Source organism: Streptomyces sp. NPDC005962, assembly GCF_040629205.1.
GTDB lineage: Bacteria > Actinomycetota > Actinomycetes > Streptomycetales > Streptomycetaceae > Streptomyces.
The window spans coordinates 221,843-236,866 of sequence record NZ_JBEXVE010000007.1 but is presented as its reverse complement, the minus strand read 5'-3'; the positions used below and the strand labels follow the sequence as shown (position 1 = coordinate 236,866).

At 72.1% G+C, this 15,024-nt stretch carries 13 protein-coding genes; 4 read left to right on the top strand and 9 right to left on the bottom strand.

Going from position 1 to position 15,024, the window contains the following annotated elements; genetic code table 11:
- The first annotated feature begins 70 nt into the window (after positions 1-70).
- Positions 71-1,108 carry an NADP-dependent oxidoreductase gene (locus ABZ370_RS14780; protein WP_358620205.1) on the top strand — a complete coding sequence of 346 codons (1,038 nt, stop codon included), beginning with the start codon at positions 71-73 and terminating at the stop codon, positions 1,106-1,108.
- 38 nt (positions 1,109-1,146) lie between these two features.
- Here the strand turns inward: ABZ370_RS14780 and ABZ370_RS14775 are convergent, their stop codons facing one another.
- The 6 genes from ABZ370_RS14775 to ABZ370_RS14750 form a co-directional block, all read right to left on the bottom strand.
- A complete protein-coding gene (locus ABZ370_RS14775; protein ID WP_358620203.1) occupies positions 1,147-2,166 on the bottom strand; it encodes a hypothetical protein in 1,020 nt (339 codons plus the stop codon).
- Positions 2,167-2,215: 49 nt separating this feature from the next.
- Positions 2,216-3,517, bottom strand: a complete 1,302-nt coding sequence (locus ABZ370_RS14770; protein ID WP_358620202.1) for a transporter — start codon at positions 3,515-3,517, stop codon at positions 2,216-2,218.
- 3 nt (positions 3,518-3,520) lie between these two features.
- On the bottom strand, positions 3,521-4,171 hold the full coding sequence (locus tag ABZ370_RS14765; RefSeq protein ID WP_358620200.1) for a hypothetical protein: 651 nt from the start codon (positions 4,169-4,171) through the stop codon (positions 3,521-3,523).
- On the bottom strand, positions 4,168-6,297 hold the full coding sequence (locus ABZ370_RS14760; RefSeq protein ID WP_358620198.1) for a hydantoinase/oxoprolinase family protein: 2,130 nt from the start codon (positions 6,295-6,297) through the stop codon (positions 4,168-4,170). The genes ABZ370_RS14765 and ABZ370_RS14760 overlap by 4 nt, the downstream gene beginning before the upstream one ends.
- 35 nt (positions 6,298-6,332) lie before the next feature.
- Positions 6,333-7,943, bottom strand: a complete 1,611-nt coding sequence (locus ABZ370_RS14755; RefSeq protein ID WP_358620196.1) for an FAD-dependent oxidoreductase — start codon at positions 7,941-7,943, stop codon at positions 6,333-6,335.
- 106 nt (positions 7,944-8,049) lie between these two features.
- Positions 8,050-9,150 carry a LacI family DNA-binding transcriptional regulator gene (locus tag ABZ370_RS14750; RefSeq protein WP_358620195.1) on the bottom strand — a complete coding sequence of 367 codons (1,101 nt, stop codon included), beginning with the start codon at positions 9,148-9,150 and terminating at the stop codon, positions 8,050-8,052.
- Between the two features lie 242 nt (positions 9,151-9,392).
- Here ABZ370_RS14750 and ABZ370_RS14745 point away from each other — a divergent pair, with 242 nt between their 5' ends.
- From ABZ370_RS14745 to ABZ370_RS14735, 3 genes are all read left to right on the top strand, one after another.
- Positions 9,393-9,905: a hypothetical protein gene (locus ABZ370_RS14745; protein ID WP_358620193.1), complete on the top strand. Its 513-nt coding sequence runs from the start codon at positions 9,393-9,395 to the stop codon at positions 9,903-9,905.
- Between the two features lie 155 nt (positions 9,906-10,060).
- Positions 10,061-10,888: an MOSC N-terminal beta barrel domain-containing protein gene (locus ABZ370_RS14740; protein ID WP_358620191.1), complete on the top strand. Its 828-nt coding sequence runs from the start codon at positions 10,061-10,063 to the stop codon at positions 10,886-10,888.
- Between the two features lie 26 nt (positions 10,889-10,914).
- Positions 10,915-11,235, top strand: coding sequence for a VOC family protein (locus ABZ370_RS14735; RefSeq protein ID WP_358620189.1), 321 nt, complete (start codon positions 10,915-10,917; stop codon positions 11,233-11,235).
- Positions 11,236-11,280: 45 nt separating this feature from the next.
- Here ABZ370_RS14735 and ABZ370_RS14730 read toward each other — a convergent pair whose 3' ends face one another.
- From ABZ370_RS14730 to ABZ370_RS14720, 3 genes are all read right to left on the bottom strand, one after another.
- Positions 11,281-12,603: a methyltransferase domain-containing protein gene (locus tag ABZ370_RS14730; RefSeq protein ID WP_358620187.1), complete on the bottom strand. Its 1,323-nt coding sequence runs from the start codon at positions 12,601-12,603 to the stop codon at positions 11,281-11,283.
- A gap of 40 nt (positions 12,604-12,643) precedes the next feature.
- Positions 12,644-13,126, bottom strand: a complete 483-nt coding sequence (locus tag ABZ370_RS14725; protein ID WP_358620186.1) for a molybdopterin-dependent oxidoreductase — start codon at positions 13,124-13,126, stop codon at positions 12,644-12,646.
- A 227-nt stretch (positions 13,127-13,353) separates the two neighbouring features.
- Positions 13,354-14,898, bottom strand: coding sequence for a cytosine permease (locus tag ABZ370_RS14720; protein WP_358620184.1), 1,545 nt, complete (start codon positions 14,896-14,898; stop codon positions 13,354-13,356).
- Between the last annotated feature and the right edge of the window lie 126 nt (positions 14,899-15,024).

Here is a 15,024-nt window from a genome sequence, read left to right as displayed (position 1 = left end):
TCATGGAACGGCGGGTCGCATGAGCCCAACCGGCTGACCGCGCGGGTCATTCCCGCCCTACGGTGCGGGCATGACCGAGACCGCGCTCACCGTGCACCAGACCGCCCGCCCCCACGGATTCCCCGGCACCGAGCATTTCGCCTTCGCCGAGTCCGCGCTTCCCGACCCCGCGACAGGCGGCGCGCTGGTGGAAAACCTCTACTGGTCCGTCGATCCCTACCACCGCGAGATGCTGGACGACGTGCCCGGCGGCTTCGCGCTCGGCGCACCGCTGGAGGGCCGCACCATCGGGCGGGTGATCGCCTCGCGCACGTCTTCGCTGGCCGAGGGCGAGATCCTCTTCCACCGGCAGGGCTGGCGCACCCACGCGGTGGTCACGCCCGAGGAGGTCCGGCGGCTGCCGCGCTTCGACGGGGTGCCCCTGACCGCGTACTTGAGCATCCTGGGCGGCACCGGCCTGACGGCCTATGTGGGTCTGACCCGGATCGCGCGGCTGAAGGAGGGGGAGGATCTGTTCGTGTCGGCCGCCGCGGGCGGGGTCGGCACGGCGACCGGGCGGTTCGCGAAGCTGCTCGGCGCCGGACGGCTCGTGGGGAGCGCGGGCTCGGCGGCGAAGGCCGACTACCTCCTGCGGGAGGTGGGCTATGACGCCGTCTTCGACTACCACGACGGTCCCGCCGCCGATCTGCTCGGCAAGGTGGCCCCGAATGGCATCGATGTGTTCGTCGACAACGTCGGTGGCGAGCAGTTGGCGGCGGCTGTGGGAGCGCTGCGCGAGTTCGGGCGCGTCGTCCGCGTCGGCACGGTCAGTCAGTACAACACCCCCGACGCGGTGCCACCCCGTTTCAACCACGCGGACATCGTGGAGAAGAGCATCCGCATGGAGGGCTTCCTGGTCCGCAACTACCATGACGTGCAAGAGGAGTTGTACGAGTTCGCGGTGCCGCATCTGCGGAGCGGGCGGCTCGCTCCGGACGAGACGGTGGTGGACGGTTTCGAACACATCGTGGACGCGTTCCTGGGGATGCTGCGCGGCGAGAACACCGGCAAGATCATTGTGCGGGACCGTACACAAGCCCTCCCGCACCAGGGCGGCCCGCACGATTAGCATGTGCGCGCCCCGGTGCAGGAGGACTCATGGGCCGGTCAGCCGCGGGCGACCGCGATGCTGCCCTTGAGGCGTTCACCGGCCTCGTAGACCATGTAGGGCACTCCCCCTTCGGTGCCGAAACTGGGTGCGGCGCTGCGGCCGTTGTCGGGGGCGCCGTTCGCGGAGTCGTAGAAGCGGCCGAGGTGGCGGCGGAGGGTGAAGTCCTTCCCGACCTCGGTGATCATGAGGTCGCCGCCGCTCTCCTTGTCCTTGTTGTAGACGACGAAGGCGCTGCCGCCGCGGGTCAGCAGGTGCGGGCCGCCGATGTTGACGGCCGACACGTCGGTGTGGCGGACGAGGGCCTTCTGGTCGAAGGTCCAGGTGCGGCCGTCGGCCGACCAGCCCCAGTGGATGTCCCGGTGGTTGGTGGTGTTGTTCAGCATGAACAGCATCACGTAGTGGGCGTTCTTCGCGGGCAGTTCGTACGGGAAGACCCGGGCGTACGAGGTCTCGTTGGTGCCCGCGGGCAGCATGGACGCCGTGAGGACCACCTTGTCGTAGGTGAAGGTGATGCCGTCCTTGGAACGGGCCAGCCGCGTCGTGGTGTTCTCGCCGTGGAAGTAGAGCCACATCTCCTTGGCGCTCTCGTTCCACATCACGTGCGGGGAGGAGACGTGGGTCACGGAGTAGTGCGGCTGCCAGCGGTTCGCGACGATCGGGTTGTGCGGGTACTCGGTGAAGGGCCCCTCGATGTGGTCCCCGTAGGCGAGGCAGATCCCACCGGGCGCGTCGTGCGGCGCGTAGTAGAGGTAGTAGCGGCCCAGCGGTGCGGACAGTCTCCCCTTCGTGCCCCGGATACACGGGAAGATGATCTCGCCGGTGGGGTTGTACTTGAGCTGCGAGGGTGTCAGGAGAGTCTTGACGTAGCGGTAGTCGGGGAATCCGCCGGGTGCGGCGGCCGTGGCCGGGGTGGCGGCGAGCGCCGGGGAGGCCGTCGCGCCGACGGCGAGCGCCGCCGTGGTCGCGGCGGCCGACGTGAGGAGGATGCGGCGGCTGGGGTGCTGCGGCTCGTGCATGAAGTGCTCCGTCCCGTACGTGGAAGGGGTGGGTGCCGGAGATGAGCGGTCAGAGGGCGGTGGCCGCGGTGACGCAGAAACCGCCGAGTGCGACGAACCAGACGTAGGGCAGGGTGCGCGCCATCACCTGCTGGGGGCCGACCCCCGCGTACTGCGCGCTCCACACGGTCTGGGTGCTGGTGGGGTCGGCGACACCGAACACCTGGTTGTAGGAGGCGGTGATGCCGAGGACGGCGGCGGCCGGGTAGATACCGGCGGCGATGAGGACGCCCGCGATACCGGCGCCGAGGCCGTACACGTTGAGCGGTCCGCGGTACAGGCACAGCGGCACCAGCACCGTGAAGACCACGACGAACAGCACCGGGTTCTGCGGACTGACCGCCTTGACGAGGGGTTCGAGCGCGTCCACGGCGCCGGGGAGCTTGACCGCGGCGAGCAGGATGCCGATGGCCACGAACAGGGTGAGGGGCGCGGCGGCCACCTCGAAGCCGCCGTAGAGGGTGCGCAGCAGCCGCCGGTTCATCTCGCGTGGGCGGGTGGTCGTCACGATCGCGTAGAGCACCCCGGCGAGCAGCGAGGGGATGATCGCGATCTCGAAGCCGAGCGCCAGCACGAGGGGCACGGCCGGGGTGAGCAGCGCGTACCACGGGGCGTCGCCGAGCCGGGCGCGCCGCTTCCCGGCCTTGGTGCACGGCGCGCCGGTGTGCGGCGTCTCGGTGCGGAAGGCCCAGGCGTGTTCGACCCCGCGCCTGCGGGATTCGACGAGGACGAACATGACGGCGGCGAACAGCGCGAATGGGAACAGCTTGACCATGAAGTCGCGCACGTCGGCGACCGGCAGGTCGAGGGCGCTGGAGAAGAACTGCCACACCGGCAGTTCGAACGGCATTCCGGCGGCGATGCCCATGAGGATCGTTCCGGCGGCGGTCACCTTGGGGATGCCGACGGCGATCATGGCGGGGATGCCGATGATGCCGGCGAGCATCGCCGCGGGCGCGGAGCCGGTCACGGTGCCGACGAGGGTCGAGACGAGCAGCACGCCGAGCGCGACGACCGTGGGCCGGTCGCCGCCGAACTCGACTATCTTGCGGACGAGAGTGCCCGCGATGCCGGTCTCGTCGAGCAGTTTCCCCAGCCAGGAGCCCAGCAGGATCGCGATCATCGTCGCGGCGAGCGCGGGGGCGCCCTCCTGGAGGACCGTGTCGAAGACGCTGTTCTTACCGGTGACCGGGGCGCCCGAAACGAAGGCGATGACCACGCCGAGCAGGACGAGCGCGAAGGCGGTGGGGAGTTTCTTGGTGAGTATCGCGGCGACACCCGCCGCCATGATGACCAGGATGATGATGCCCATGACCTACTTCTCTCTTGCCGCGTCGGCGGACGCGGCCAGGGCGGCGGACAGCAGGAGCGGGCTGCGGCCCAGTCCGCAGACGGTTTGCGCGTAGGCGTGCGCGGCGAGTTCCTCGGCGCCCGCGACATGGCCAAGGACCCGCAGCCGCCCCAGGCGCAGCGCGGTGTGGCCGAGGGCCTCCTTGAGCGCGGTGCGCTCGGGGCCGTGGTGGAGCCGTTGGTGGACCGCCTCGTGGGCGAGGGCGGCGGCGCGGACCGAGCCGGGCGGGAACCACTCCCGCCAGCCGTGGGCGGTCACCAGGCGCTCCGCCGCGTCGAGGGAGTCGGTGTACAGCTCGACGGTGGGCGGCCGGGAGGTGTAGCGGGCGAGGAGCCCGCGCTGAAGGCCGCCTCCGCTCTCCACGATCCGGAGCGGGGCGGGCGTCTCGGCGGGGGCGAGGGCGGCGCCGAACTCGGCGGCGGTCGCGGCCCAGTGGCGCAGGCGCGCGAGGTCGCGGCCCTCGTGCAGCGAGAGCGAGCCGAGGAAGCGGGCGCCGTACTCGACGTCGTCGACGGCGGCGAGGCCGGTGGTGTACGTACGCGTGGCGGTGGGGCCGGTACGTGTGCGGGCGGCGGCGGGGCGGGTGTGCGTATGCGTGGCGGCGGGGCGGGTCATGACCGCTCCTCCAGGATCGCGACGACGGGTTCGTCGCCGGGGCGGCCCTCCAACTCGGTGCGGGCCAGCGCGAGCAGGGGCTGCGGGTCGAGCACCCCGGAGAGGTCGGCGATGCGGGAGCCGATGAGCAGCCGCAGCGCCGGGGCGCGCACACCGCCGTCGCCGTAGGCGGTGGCCTCGTCGACGAGGGTGGCGAGGGTCTGCCGCGCGGAGCCGACGGTGGTGGTGTCCACGCGGGCGTCGGGGGCGTACAGCCGGACCACGCCGTCGGCGTCGACGACGCGCACCGGGTGGCGTACTCCGCGCAGCCTGCGGCGCAGTTCGGTGCCGTAGACGGTGTAGGCGGGGGTGCCCGTGAGGATGTCGACCCGGTGCTCGGGGACCTTGAGGCTCCGGGCGGCCATCCGCAGGCGTTCGGCGTCGTCGGCGCGGTGGGCGCGGTCCTGGGTGCGCAGTTCGGTGGCGCCGGTGGCGACGGCGCGCACGGTGTTGGTCTGCGGGTCGACGGTGACCTCCACCTCGACGGCGTCGGCGGCGGCGCCCTGGGCGACGACGGCGCGTTCGGCCTCGGAGCGCACCGCGAGGATGTCCTCCTGACCCGCGCCGGGGATGATCCGCTCGACCTGTTCGCGTACGAGGGCGAGGGCGACGCCGATGGGGCTGATGACCTCGTTGTGGGCGGCGATGCGGCCCTCGTGGCCGGTCGTGGCGGCCAGGTGCGGGGTGACGGAGGCGGCGCCGCCTCCCCCGCCGACGAGCAGGACGGTGTCCTTGTCGAGGCGATAGTCGTCGATCATGGTGTCGACGACGCTCCTGACCTGGGCGACACCGGCATCGAGGACCCGGGTGGCGGCGGTGTCGACGTCGGTGCCGAGGGCCGCGGCCAGCGGGGCGAGGGCGGCGCGGGCGACATCGCGGTCGGCGCGCGCGAAGTCGCCGTCGGGGACCCGGCCCAGGGCGTTGGCGGCGCAGGTCAATGTGATGGCGTAGCGGCCACCCGCGGCGTCGAGCACGATGTGGTCCTCGGCGTCCTCGGGCAGCGGGCGCACGGTGGCGAGCCGCGCGCCCGCGAGGTCGTCGGCGGAGGCGAAGCAGGCGTAGGGCAGTCCGGCGATGTGTGCGCTGCGCGGGCCGACGGCGGTGACCTTCCCGCCCCGGACTCGGATCATCGAGCCGCCGCCGACGCCGACGGTGCGCACGTCGAGCGCGGAGAGGTACGAGGACTTGCCGAGGAGGGTCGCGTGGCGCACGGCGACCTTGCCCCGGCGTATGACGCTGATGTCGGTGGAGGTGCCGCCGGTCTCCAGGAAGACGCCCTCGCTGACGCGTTCCTCCATGAGCGCCCCGGCGACGCCCGCCGCGGGGCCGGAGAGCACGGTCAGCAGCGGGCGGCGGCGCATCTCGTCGAGCGACATGACACCGCCGTCGCAGCGCATCACCATGAGCGGCGCGGTGACACCGGCTTTGGTGATGGAGGCGTCCACGAGGTCGGCGGTGGCGAACATCCTCGGCAGGATCGCCGCGTTGACGACGGCGGTCCTGCTGCGCTTGCGGAGTCCGTAGAGCGAGGTGATGTCGTGCGCGGCGGTCATCGGCAGGCCGCGTTCGGCCGCCACTTCGCGCACCGCGTCCTCGCCTTCGGGGCGGTCCACGCTGAAGGGCTGTGTGGCGACCAGGACCTGGGCCCCGGCGCGCACCACCTCGTCGACGGCCCTTTCGACGGCGGCCCGGTCCTCGGGGTCGGCGATATGGGCGTAGGCCAGCGGGAGTCGTTTGCCGGGCGTCGGTTCCAGCTTGGCGAGGGAGGCGAGGCGGCGGGTGAAGGCGGCGGCGGCCCCGGTGCCGATGCCGAGCAGCCCGACGGTGGCCACATCGCCCTCCAGCAGGGCGTTGGTGGCCTGTGTCGTGCCGTGGGCCAGGAAGGCGACGTCGTCAGGGGCGTGCCCGGTCTGTATCAGCAGGCGGTCGAGCGCTTCCACGATGCCGTGGGCGACCCCGTCCTCGTGATGGTGGCTGGTGGGGACCTTCACCTGGCCGAGCAGGTCGAGGGTCGTGGCGTCTACGGCCACGGCGTCGGTGAAGGTTCCGCCCACGTCGATGCCGACGCGGATGCGGTGGGTGGTCATGGTCTGGGCACCTCCTTGTGCCGGGTCGGCAGGGGTCAGTAACCGCGCACCCGCGGCCAGTGCCGTTCGACTCCGGCGCGGTCGAGCAGGGCGGCGAAGGCCTCGAAGCGCTTGTCCTCGGCCTGCACCTGGCGGGGTTCGACGCCCTCGTCGAGGCAGTGGGCGGCGAGCGCTCCGGCGACCTCGCCGATGTTCCACTCGACGGGGTGCAGCCGGTAGCAGCCGTTGGTGATGTGGGTGGTGCCGATGTTCTTTCCGGCGGGCAGCAGGTTGCGTGTCCGGCGCGGGATGAGCGCGCCGAGCGGGATCTCGAAGGGCACGGAGCCGATGTCGATGTAGTTGTCGCCGCCGGTCGAAGGGTGCAGGTCGATGCGGTAACTGCCGACGCCGACCGAGTCCCGGTGGCGGGTGCCGCCGGTGGGGCCGACGAGGTCGACCGCCACGTCCTGTTCGGTGACGGTCGTGACGGCCTTGATGCGGCGGGACTCGCGCACGTAGGGGGCCTTGGCGAGACCGTCCTCGGTGCCCGTGACGTCGGGGCGCAACCGCAGGCCGGGGAAGCCGGTGCCGCCGTCGGGGCGCGGGGCCTCGGTCTGGAGCCAGTACAGGACGGACAGCGACAACTGCTTGGCCTCGCGGAGCGCTTCGGCCGTGGTCTGCTCGCCCGCGCCGATCAGCGGCTTGAGCCAGTAGTCGTTGAGCGGCCAGTTGACGAGCGTGATGTCGGAGTCGAACGAGCCGTCCCGGTGCAGCTTGCGCGCGAGGATGCGGCGGAAGCCGAAGAGTTCCTTGTCCCCGGCGTCGGCGGACTGGTCGGCGCTGATGGCGAGCGGGTCGGTGTCCGGGTTCGGTACGAAGGTGCGCTCCACCGCCTCCAGGCTGCGCGGGTCGGGCGCCAGGAAGCCGAGCAGCGGGCCGGGCCAGAATTCGGGGGTGTAGCCGCGCCAGAAGTCGTAGTCGGCGGGCTTCTCGATCGTGTGGTCCTCGCCCTCGTGGTGGGAGAGCGCGAAGCAGAAGGTGATGCCCTGCTGGTTGAGCGGGTCGGCCCGCTCGGGGGCGTGCGGTTCGCCGAACTCGGCGCGGGACTCGGCGCCGAGGGCGTGCTCGACCCCGGCCAGCTCCAGCAGTTCGCCCGTCTCGGTGGCGTCGAGGACGTAAGGCGCGGTGAAGGTACGACGGCCACCGCCGCGCAGGTCCTCCAGGGTGACGGACCGTACGGTGTCGCCCTCGGTCCCGGCGGCCACCGGGCGGTGCTCGGTGAGCAGGGTCAGCCGACCGGACGAGCGGTGCGGCGCGAGCAGGCCCTCCAGCGCTGCCAGTGCGACGCGGGGTTCGGCGCACAGCTTGCTGACGCGGCCCGCGCCGGGGTTGAGGCCCGGCCGGGCGGCGGCCTCGGCGCGCAGCGGATACCAGGTGCGGTAGTAGTCGCGGATGGCCTCGCGCAGCGCGCGGTAGGAGGCGGTGACGCCGAACTGCTCGACCCAGGGGTGCTCGTCCGGCGGGACGGCCTGGGAGGTGAGCTGGCCCCCGATCCAGTCGGTCTCCTCGGTGAGGACGACCGTGCGTCCGGCGCGGCAGGCGGCGAGGGCGGCGGCGACACCGCCGAGTCCGCCGCCGACGACGAGGATGTCGGGTTGGCTGATCACGGTTCTCCTTCGCGGGTGGTGTGGTGCGGGTGACTCGGTCGTACGGAGCCTCAGGTGTGGTCGGGAGACGTCAGGTGCGGTGGGCGCGTCAGGTGCGGTGGGTGCCTCAGGCGCGGTGGAGCGGGGGGCCTGCCGTGGCGCCGGGCCGGAACGGGCAGGTCACGAGGGGTTCGTCCGCCGCCTCCCCCGCGACCAGGGCGGCGAGCAGCCGGACGGCGGCGGCGCCGAGCTGGGGGCGGGGGATGTCGAACCCGGTGGGGGCCGGTCCGTCCGCGAGATCGGCGGGCGGGCTGCCGAGCAGGGCGAGGCTCACGTCGCCGGGGCAGTCGAGACCGGCCTCGTCGACGGCGGTACGCAGGGCCCGCCACGCGCCGCCGGTGTCGGTCTCCTCGGCGACCAGGGCGGTCACCCCGTCGTCCAGCCACTCCCGCAGCCGCTCGGAGGAGAGCGTGCGCGCGGGGTCGGCGGTACGGAAGACCGCGTCGGGGCCGCCGGGGAGTCCGGCGTCCTCCAGCCCCTTGAGGAAGCCGTGCTCGCGGTCGGTGGAGGCGGGCGCGTCGTCGTCCTCGCGGACCAGCACGATGCGCCGGTGGCCGAGCGCGGCGAGCCGGGCGACGACCTCGTGGCTGGCGCTCACGTAGTCGGCGCCGACCCAGGCCAGGCCCTCCAACTCGTCCCTGCGGCCCACGTGCACGGCGGGAAAGCCGTCGCCGACCAGGCGCCGCAGCTCCTTGGTGGGCACGTGCCGGCCCAGGAAGAGGCAGCCGTCGGCGAGCCGGACCCGGCTCAGGGCGTCCGGTCCCGCGGCCCCCGCGCCGCCGGAGCTGGAGCCGGTGAAGAGCACGAGGTCGTAACCGCGGGCGGCGGCCTCCTGCTCCACGCCGACCAGGAACGGGTAGTAGGAGTGCTGTACGTCCGTGGGGAAGGTCGCGGTGAAGCTGAAGACGCCGAGCAGGTCGTTGCGGGCGGCGGCGAGCCTGCGGGCCGCCGGGTCGGGCACGTAGCCGAGGCTGAGGGCCGCGTCGAGCACCCGCTGCCGCGTCTCCGGCGAGATCGCGTCGCCCTGCTTCTTGCCGCCGAGCACGAGCGAGACCGTGGCTTGCGAGACCCCGGCCAGCCGGGCCACCTCGGCCTGGCGCGGCCGTGAGGTGCGGCCCGGGGGCGTGGGGGCCCGTCCCGTCCTGGCTCGCTTGCGTGGTTTCTCCACCGGCACTCCCCCTCGGGCATGACCCCGTTCTGTTGTTAATGCGCATTAGTAATGCGCATTAACTGGCACTGTGAGCCTCGGCGAAGCTCACGTCAAGAGAGTGAACGGGACTGGTTCGCCGGGTCCTTGGCACACGGTGGCGGGCTGCGGGAGTCACCGCGATCGTGGCGGGTGCTAGCGTGACGCGGACCGGGCCGGTCCGTCCGGCGAACCTGTGTCCTGACGGGGGACCCCCTCTCACCATGCGCCACCTTCCACGTGTCGCCGCGTTCAGCGCGATCACGGCTTTCACTCTCCTCGCCCTTCCGGCCTGCTCCAGCAACGGGTCGGACGACGCACCGTCCGCCGGCGGGAAGAAGGGCACGAGCAGCAGCGGCCCGCAGAGCTCGACGGCCACGCCGTCCCGTTCCGCCGCGAAGAGCGGGTCGACCGGCGGGTCGGGCACTGCCCGGGCCGTCACGTCCAAGAGCGAAGTCAGCATCAAGTCGTGCCAGTTGCGCGAGGCATCCAAACTGTTCGCGGTCGTTCAACTCAACAATGTGAACGGCGCGGCAGACTACGCCTATACCGTCAAGGTCCGCTTCCTGAACTCCGCGCACCCCGATGAGGCCGTCTCCACCACCCTCGCCCAGCAGCCCGTCCAGGCCGGGGCCATGAAGAGCGCGCTCGCGTCCACCGTGTGGAAGGGCGAGTCCGCCGCGATGCCGAAAACCTGCGAGGTCATCAAGGCCACCAAGGCGAAGGTGGCCGACTGACCCCGGTCCCCGGGCGGCGCGAGGCCTGACATGCGACGCCGAGCGGCCCGCCGGTGAGGGCCAACTGGGCGAGTCGTCCACGTATTTCGATCGCCGCGTGGCCGCGCGTCCATAGGATCACAGCGACATGGCATGCGCGCGGACAGGGGGATTATGTGGCCAGGGTCGTGAAGCTGTTGTCCTATCCCGTCAAGGGGTGCGCCGGAATGCCGTCGCACTCCGCGGTGCTGACGCCCGCGGGGCTTGCCCATGACCGCAGTTTCATGGTGACCAGCGAGGACGGTGTCTTCCGTAGCCAGCGGCGCGACCCGCGGTTGGCCTTGGTCCGCCCCGAGATCGGCACCGACGGGCGACGGCTCACCCTGCACGCCCCGGGATGGGGATCGGTCGGGATCGATGTCGACGACTCCGGCCGGCCCCGGGAAGTCGAGCTGTTCGGGGCGCCGTTCAGAGGTATCGACCAGGGCGACGAAGCCGCCGCGTGGTTATCCGACGTCCTCGGCACCCCCAGCCGTCTCGTGCGCGTTCCGGCCGACCATGACCGGGTCACCGATGGCCGGACGCCCGGCACGTCCGGGTACGCCGACAGCTGTGCCGTCCATGTCCTCTCCCGGTCCACCCTGGATCTGCTGAACGAACGGCTCGGCGAGCGCGGCGCCCCGCCTCTCCCCATGGACCGCTTTCGCCCGAACATCGTCGTCGACGGCTGGCACACCCCCCACACCGAGGACCGCGCCCACCGGATCACCATCGCCGACACGGAACTCGGTTACGCCAAGCTCGCCATTCGCTGCGTCGTCACCATGGTCGACCAGCAGGTCGGCGCCAAGGCGGGCCCCGAGCCGCTGCGTACCCTGGCCGCCTATCGCCGGGCCGCCGAGGGCGGCGTCGCCTTCGGTACGAAGTACGCCGTGCTGCGTCCCGGCAAACTGTCCGTGGGCGACGACGTGCACGTCACCTCATGGGGTGCGTCGGAGCTCTGACGGAGACTCCCCCTCGAAGGAGAAGCATGTCCGCCACACCCGCGAATGCCACCCGCATCGCCCTCTTGGTCCTCTACACCGACCACTTGGAGGAGTCCCGCGCGTTCTACACGGGCCTGGGGCTGGCCTTCGTCCGGGAGCAGCACGGGCGCGGCCCGGTTCACTACACCGCCACCCTGCCGGGCGGCACTGTGATCGAGCTCTATCCCGCCACGGCTCGGCGGCCCGTCTCCAGTGTGCGGCTGGGCTTCACCGTCGACAGCCGGACCGTGACACCGCCGCTGGCTCCCGGCCGACACGTCGTGGAAGACCCGGATGGGCGTGCCGTGGAACTCTACGTGGCCTGACGGCGCGGCGTGTGATGGCCTCGCGGGACGCGGGCCCCGAGGGGGTCAGCCGGTGCGCACCGCTCGGGCCAGGAAGTGGTGTGCCGCGTCCTCGTAGCGGTGCAGGTCCCAGCCCGTCGCGTGCAGTACGGGGCGCAGGTTCTCCTCGGCCAGCAGGTCGTCGGGGGCCAGGGGGCGGCCGTGGCGGGCGGCCCGTTCGGCTCGGCCCGAGCGGTGGAAGAGCAGCAGGACACCGCCGGGGGCCGTGACGCGGGCCCATTCCCGCAGCGCGGCCGCCGGGTCGGGGACGTGGTCGATCAGGCCTGCGCTGAAGATGCCGTCCAACGACTTGGTCGGCAACGGCAGGCGGCAGGTGTCGGTGAGCAGCAGACGGGCGAGGTCGGCGCGTCCTTCGCGTGCGGCGGCCGTGAGCATGGCCGGGGTGAGGTCCACGCCGAGTACGACGCCCTCGGGGCCGACTTCGGCGCGCAGCGCGGGCAGGGCGAGGCCGCTGCCGCAGCCCATGTCCATGGCCCGCTGCCCCGGGAGCAGCTCCATGCGGGCGACGGCGGCCGCGTACCGGGGGCCGTCGGTGGCGAAGCGCTCCTCCCAGGTGGCCGCCTGTAAGGTGAAGAAGGCGCGGGTCGTGGTCCGGGCCGCGCGGGATGCCACCAGGGCGGCGAAGCGCTCGAAGACGCCGTCGCGGTGCGGCGCGAGTGCGGCGAGTTCGGCGGAGGTGGATTCGTGGAGGTCCGGCGCGGTGGCCGCTTCGTCGGGGAAGGCGGTGGCGAAGGCGCCGACGGCTTCCTTGTCCACCTCCAGGTGGAACTGCAGTCCCCAGGCCGAGCCGCCGATGCGGAACGCCTGGACCGGGTAGCGGTCGCAGGTGGCCAGCAGGGTGGCGCCGTCCGGGAGGTCCATAGTGTCGCCGTGCCAGTGCAGTACGCGAAGGTGGCCGGGGGCTGAGGACGCCGAGGACGCCGAGGCGAACAGCGGGTCGGCGGTCGCGGCCGAGGTGGTTCGTACGGCTCCCCAGCCGATCTGCGGGCCGTCGCCGGGGCGGGCCGTACCGCCCGCCGCCACCGCCAGCAGTTGCGCGCCGAGGCACACCCCGAGCACGGGGACCTCCGCTTCCAGCGCGGCGCGCAGCAGTGCCAGCTCGGCCGCCAGGGTCGGAAACGCCGGGGAGTCGTCGTACGCCGCCATCGGTCCGCCCATGACCACCAGCGCGGCCAGTCCGTCCGGCGTTTCCGGGACCGGGTCCCCGGCCCAGATCCTGCACACCCGCACCGGCAGCCCGGCCGCTTCCAGCGCGGTGCCGATGGCATACGGGCCCTCGTGCGGCAGGTGCTGGACGACCAGGACGCCCCTCGGTTCCGCCCAGCTCACGGGGCACCCTTCGCCGTCGCCGGGCAGGGGTCGCGTTGTGTCACGTCCACGAGGTGTAGCCGCCGTCCACGCGGATCGCGGTGATGCCGCTGATGTGCCGGGCCCCGCAGCGGTCCTGCGGCAGGACGAGTTGGGGGCCCGCGTGGTCGAGGGGGACGCCGTCGATGCCGACCGCGAGCAGGACCGGCGCACGGCCGAAGTCGGGGTCGATCTCCGCCCAGGACAGCAGGGCGTGATGGCCGTCCGTGCCGGACACCGCGATCAGAAAGCGCAGGCGGTCCTTGCGGCGCGCGGGGTCGAAGACGGGACCGGCCGCCGCCAGCACGTCGTGGAGCAGGGGGCCGGTGAAGCGGTGGTGCCGGATACCGCTGGTGGCGCACTCGAAGCTGACGTCGGCCTCGTGCTGCGGCCAGGCGAGCAGGTCGGACACCGTCAGCCGGGCGGGACGGTTCAGATCGCCGGTGAGGACGAGGTCCGCCATCGGGCGGACGGCCGTACCGGCAGCTGCGAGGGACTGACTCACGGGCTACCACCTCCCGGATGACCGTACCCGGACCCATGTCCCGTACAAACGCGCATGCCAGCCTTGTCGAAGATGGATACGGCTTCTGCGATGCGGTGGAGACCTTTCTCCTTGAATTTGCGGGGGCGCTGTCGCCCGGATGGCATCCGGCCGGGCCGACGCGGAAACGGTCGAGCAGGGCTTCGGCGGCATCGAGATCGTCGGGCTGCCGCCGTGGTCATCGCCGCTCAGGTGTGCTCGGGAGCGGCGGCGGAGTGGCCGTCGGGGCCGCCCGGGGCGTCGGTGATGGGCGGGGTGTCGGCGGCGGAGGCCCGTACGAGGCGGGGGCCGTCCGGCCCGTACACCGCGCGCGGTTCGGGAAAAGCGGCCAGCAGGCCGAGGTAGCTCACGGCCGCGAGGGCGAGGCCGACCGGCAGGGAGATGTCGGCCCCGTCCGCGAGATCGCCCAGCGGGCCGACGAACTGGCCCGGCAGGTTGACGAAGAGCAGCGCCACGACGGCGGACACCAGCCAGGCGGACATCCCGCGCCAGTTCCAGCCGTGGGTGAACCAGTAACGGCCGCCGCGCTGACGGCGGTTGAAGACCTGCAGCGCCTCCGCGTCGTACCAGCCACGGCGGGTGACGTAGCCGAGGACCATCACGATCATCCAGGGTGCGGTGCAGGTGACGATCAGCGTCGCGAAGGTGGAAATGGACTGGGTGAGGTTCAGGGCGAACCGGCCGAGGAAGAGGAACACGATCGACAGTGCCCCGATGAGGAACGTCGCCCGGACCCGGCTGAAGCGCGGAAAGACGCTGGAGAAGTCGAGGCCGGTGCCGTAGAGCGCCGTGGTGCCGGTGGACAGGCCGCCGATCAGCGCGATCAGGCACAGCGGGAGGAAGTACCAGCCGGGCGAGACCGCCAGCAGCCCGCCGACGTAGTTGGGGGCGGCCGGATCGACGTACCTGGGGGCCTTTGTGGCGATGATCGAAGCGGTGGCCAGACCGAAGACGAACGGCAGCAGGGTGGCGACCTGGGCGAGGAACGCGGCGCCCATCACCCGGCGGCGCGGTGTCGCGGCCGGGATGTAGCGGGACCAGTCACCGAGAAAGGCGCCGAAGGAGACCGGGTTGGACAGCACGATCAGCGCGGCGCCGATGAACGACGGCCAGAACAGCGGGTCGGCGGTCGAGTCGAAGGTGCCCGCGTAGCCGGGGTCGAAATCGCCGCCGAAGGCGACGGCGCCCAGTACGAAGAGCGCCGACGCGGCCGTCACGGCGACCTTGTTGACCAGCAGCATGAAGCGGAAGCCGTAGATGCAGACGATGAGCACGAGGACCGCGAACACCGCGTAGGCGGCGCCGTACGCGACCTCCGACTCCGGTACTCCGGCGAGCCGGTGGGCCCCGCCGATGAGCGCGTCGCCCGAGGACCACACCGAGATCGAGAAGAACGCGATCGCGGTGAGCAGCGAGAGGAACGAGCCGACGATCCGGCCGTGTACTCCCAGGTGTGCCGAGGACGAGACCGCGTTGTTCGTGCCGTTGGCGGGGCCGAACAGCGCCATGGGGGCGAGCAGCAGCGCCCCGGCGACCAGCCCGAGGACGGTCGCGGCGAGACCTTGCCGGAAGGAGAGCCCCAACAGGACGGGAAAGGCGCCGAGTACGCACGTCGCGAAGGTGTTGGCGCCGCCGAAAGCCAGCCGGAAGAGGTCGATCGGGCGGGCCGACCGGTCCTCGTCCGGTATGCGTTCAACGCCATGGGTCTCGATCTCGGTGATCGACGTGGTCACGGGCTTCACCCTCCGGTCCGGCTGTGGCACCGCCCCGTGATCAGGGACGGGGCCACAGTCTGCGTCCCGCCCCTGACCAGCGGCAACCGCCGTTGGCGCGGGAGGACGGGGCGAGTTACTCGTCCA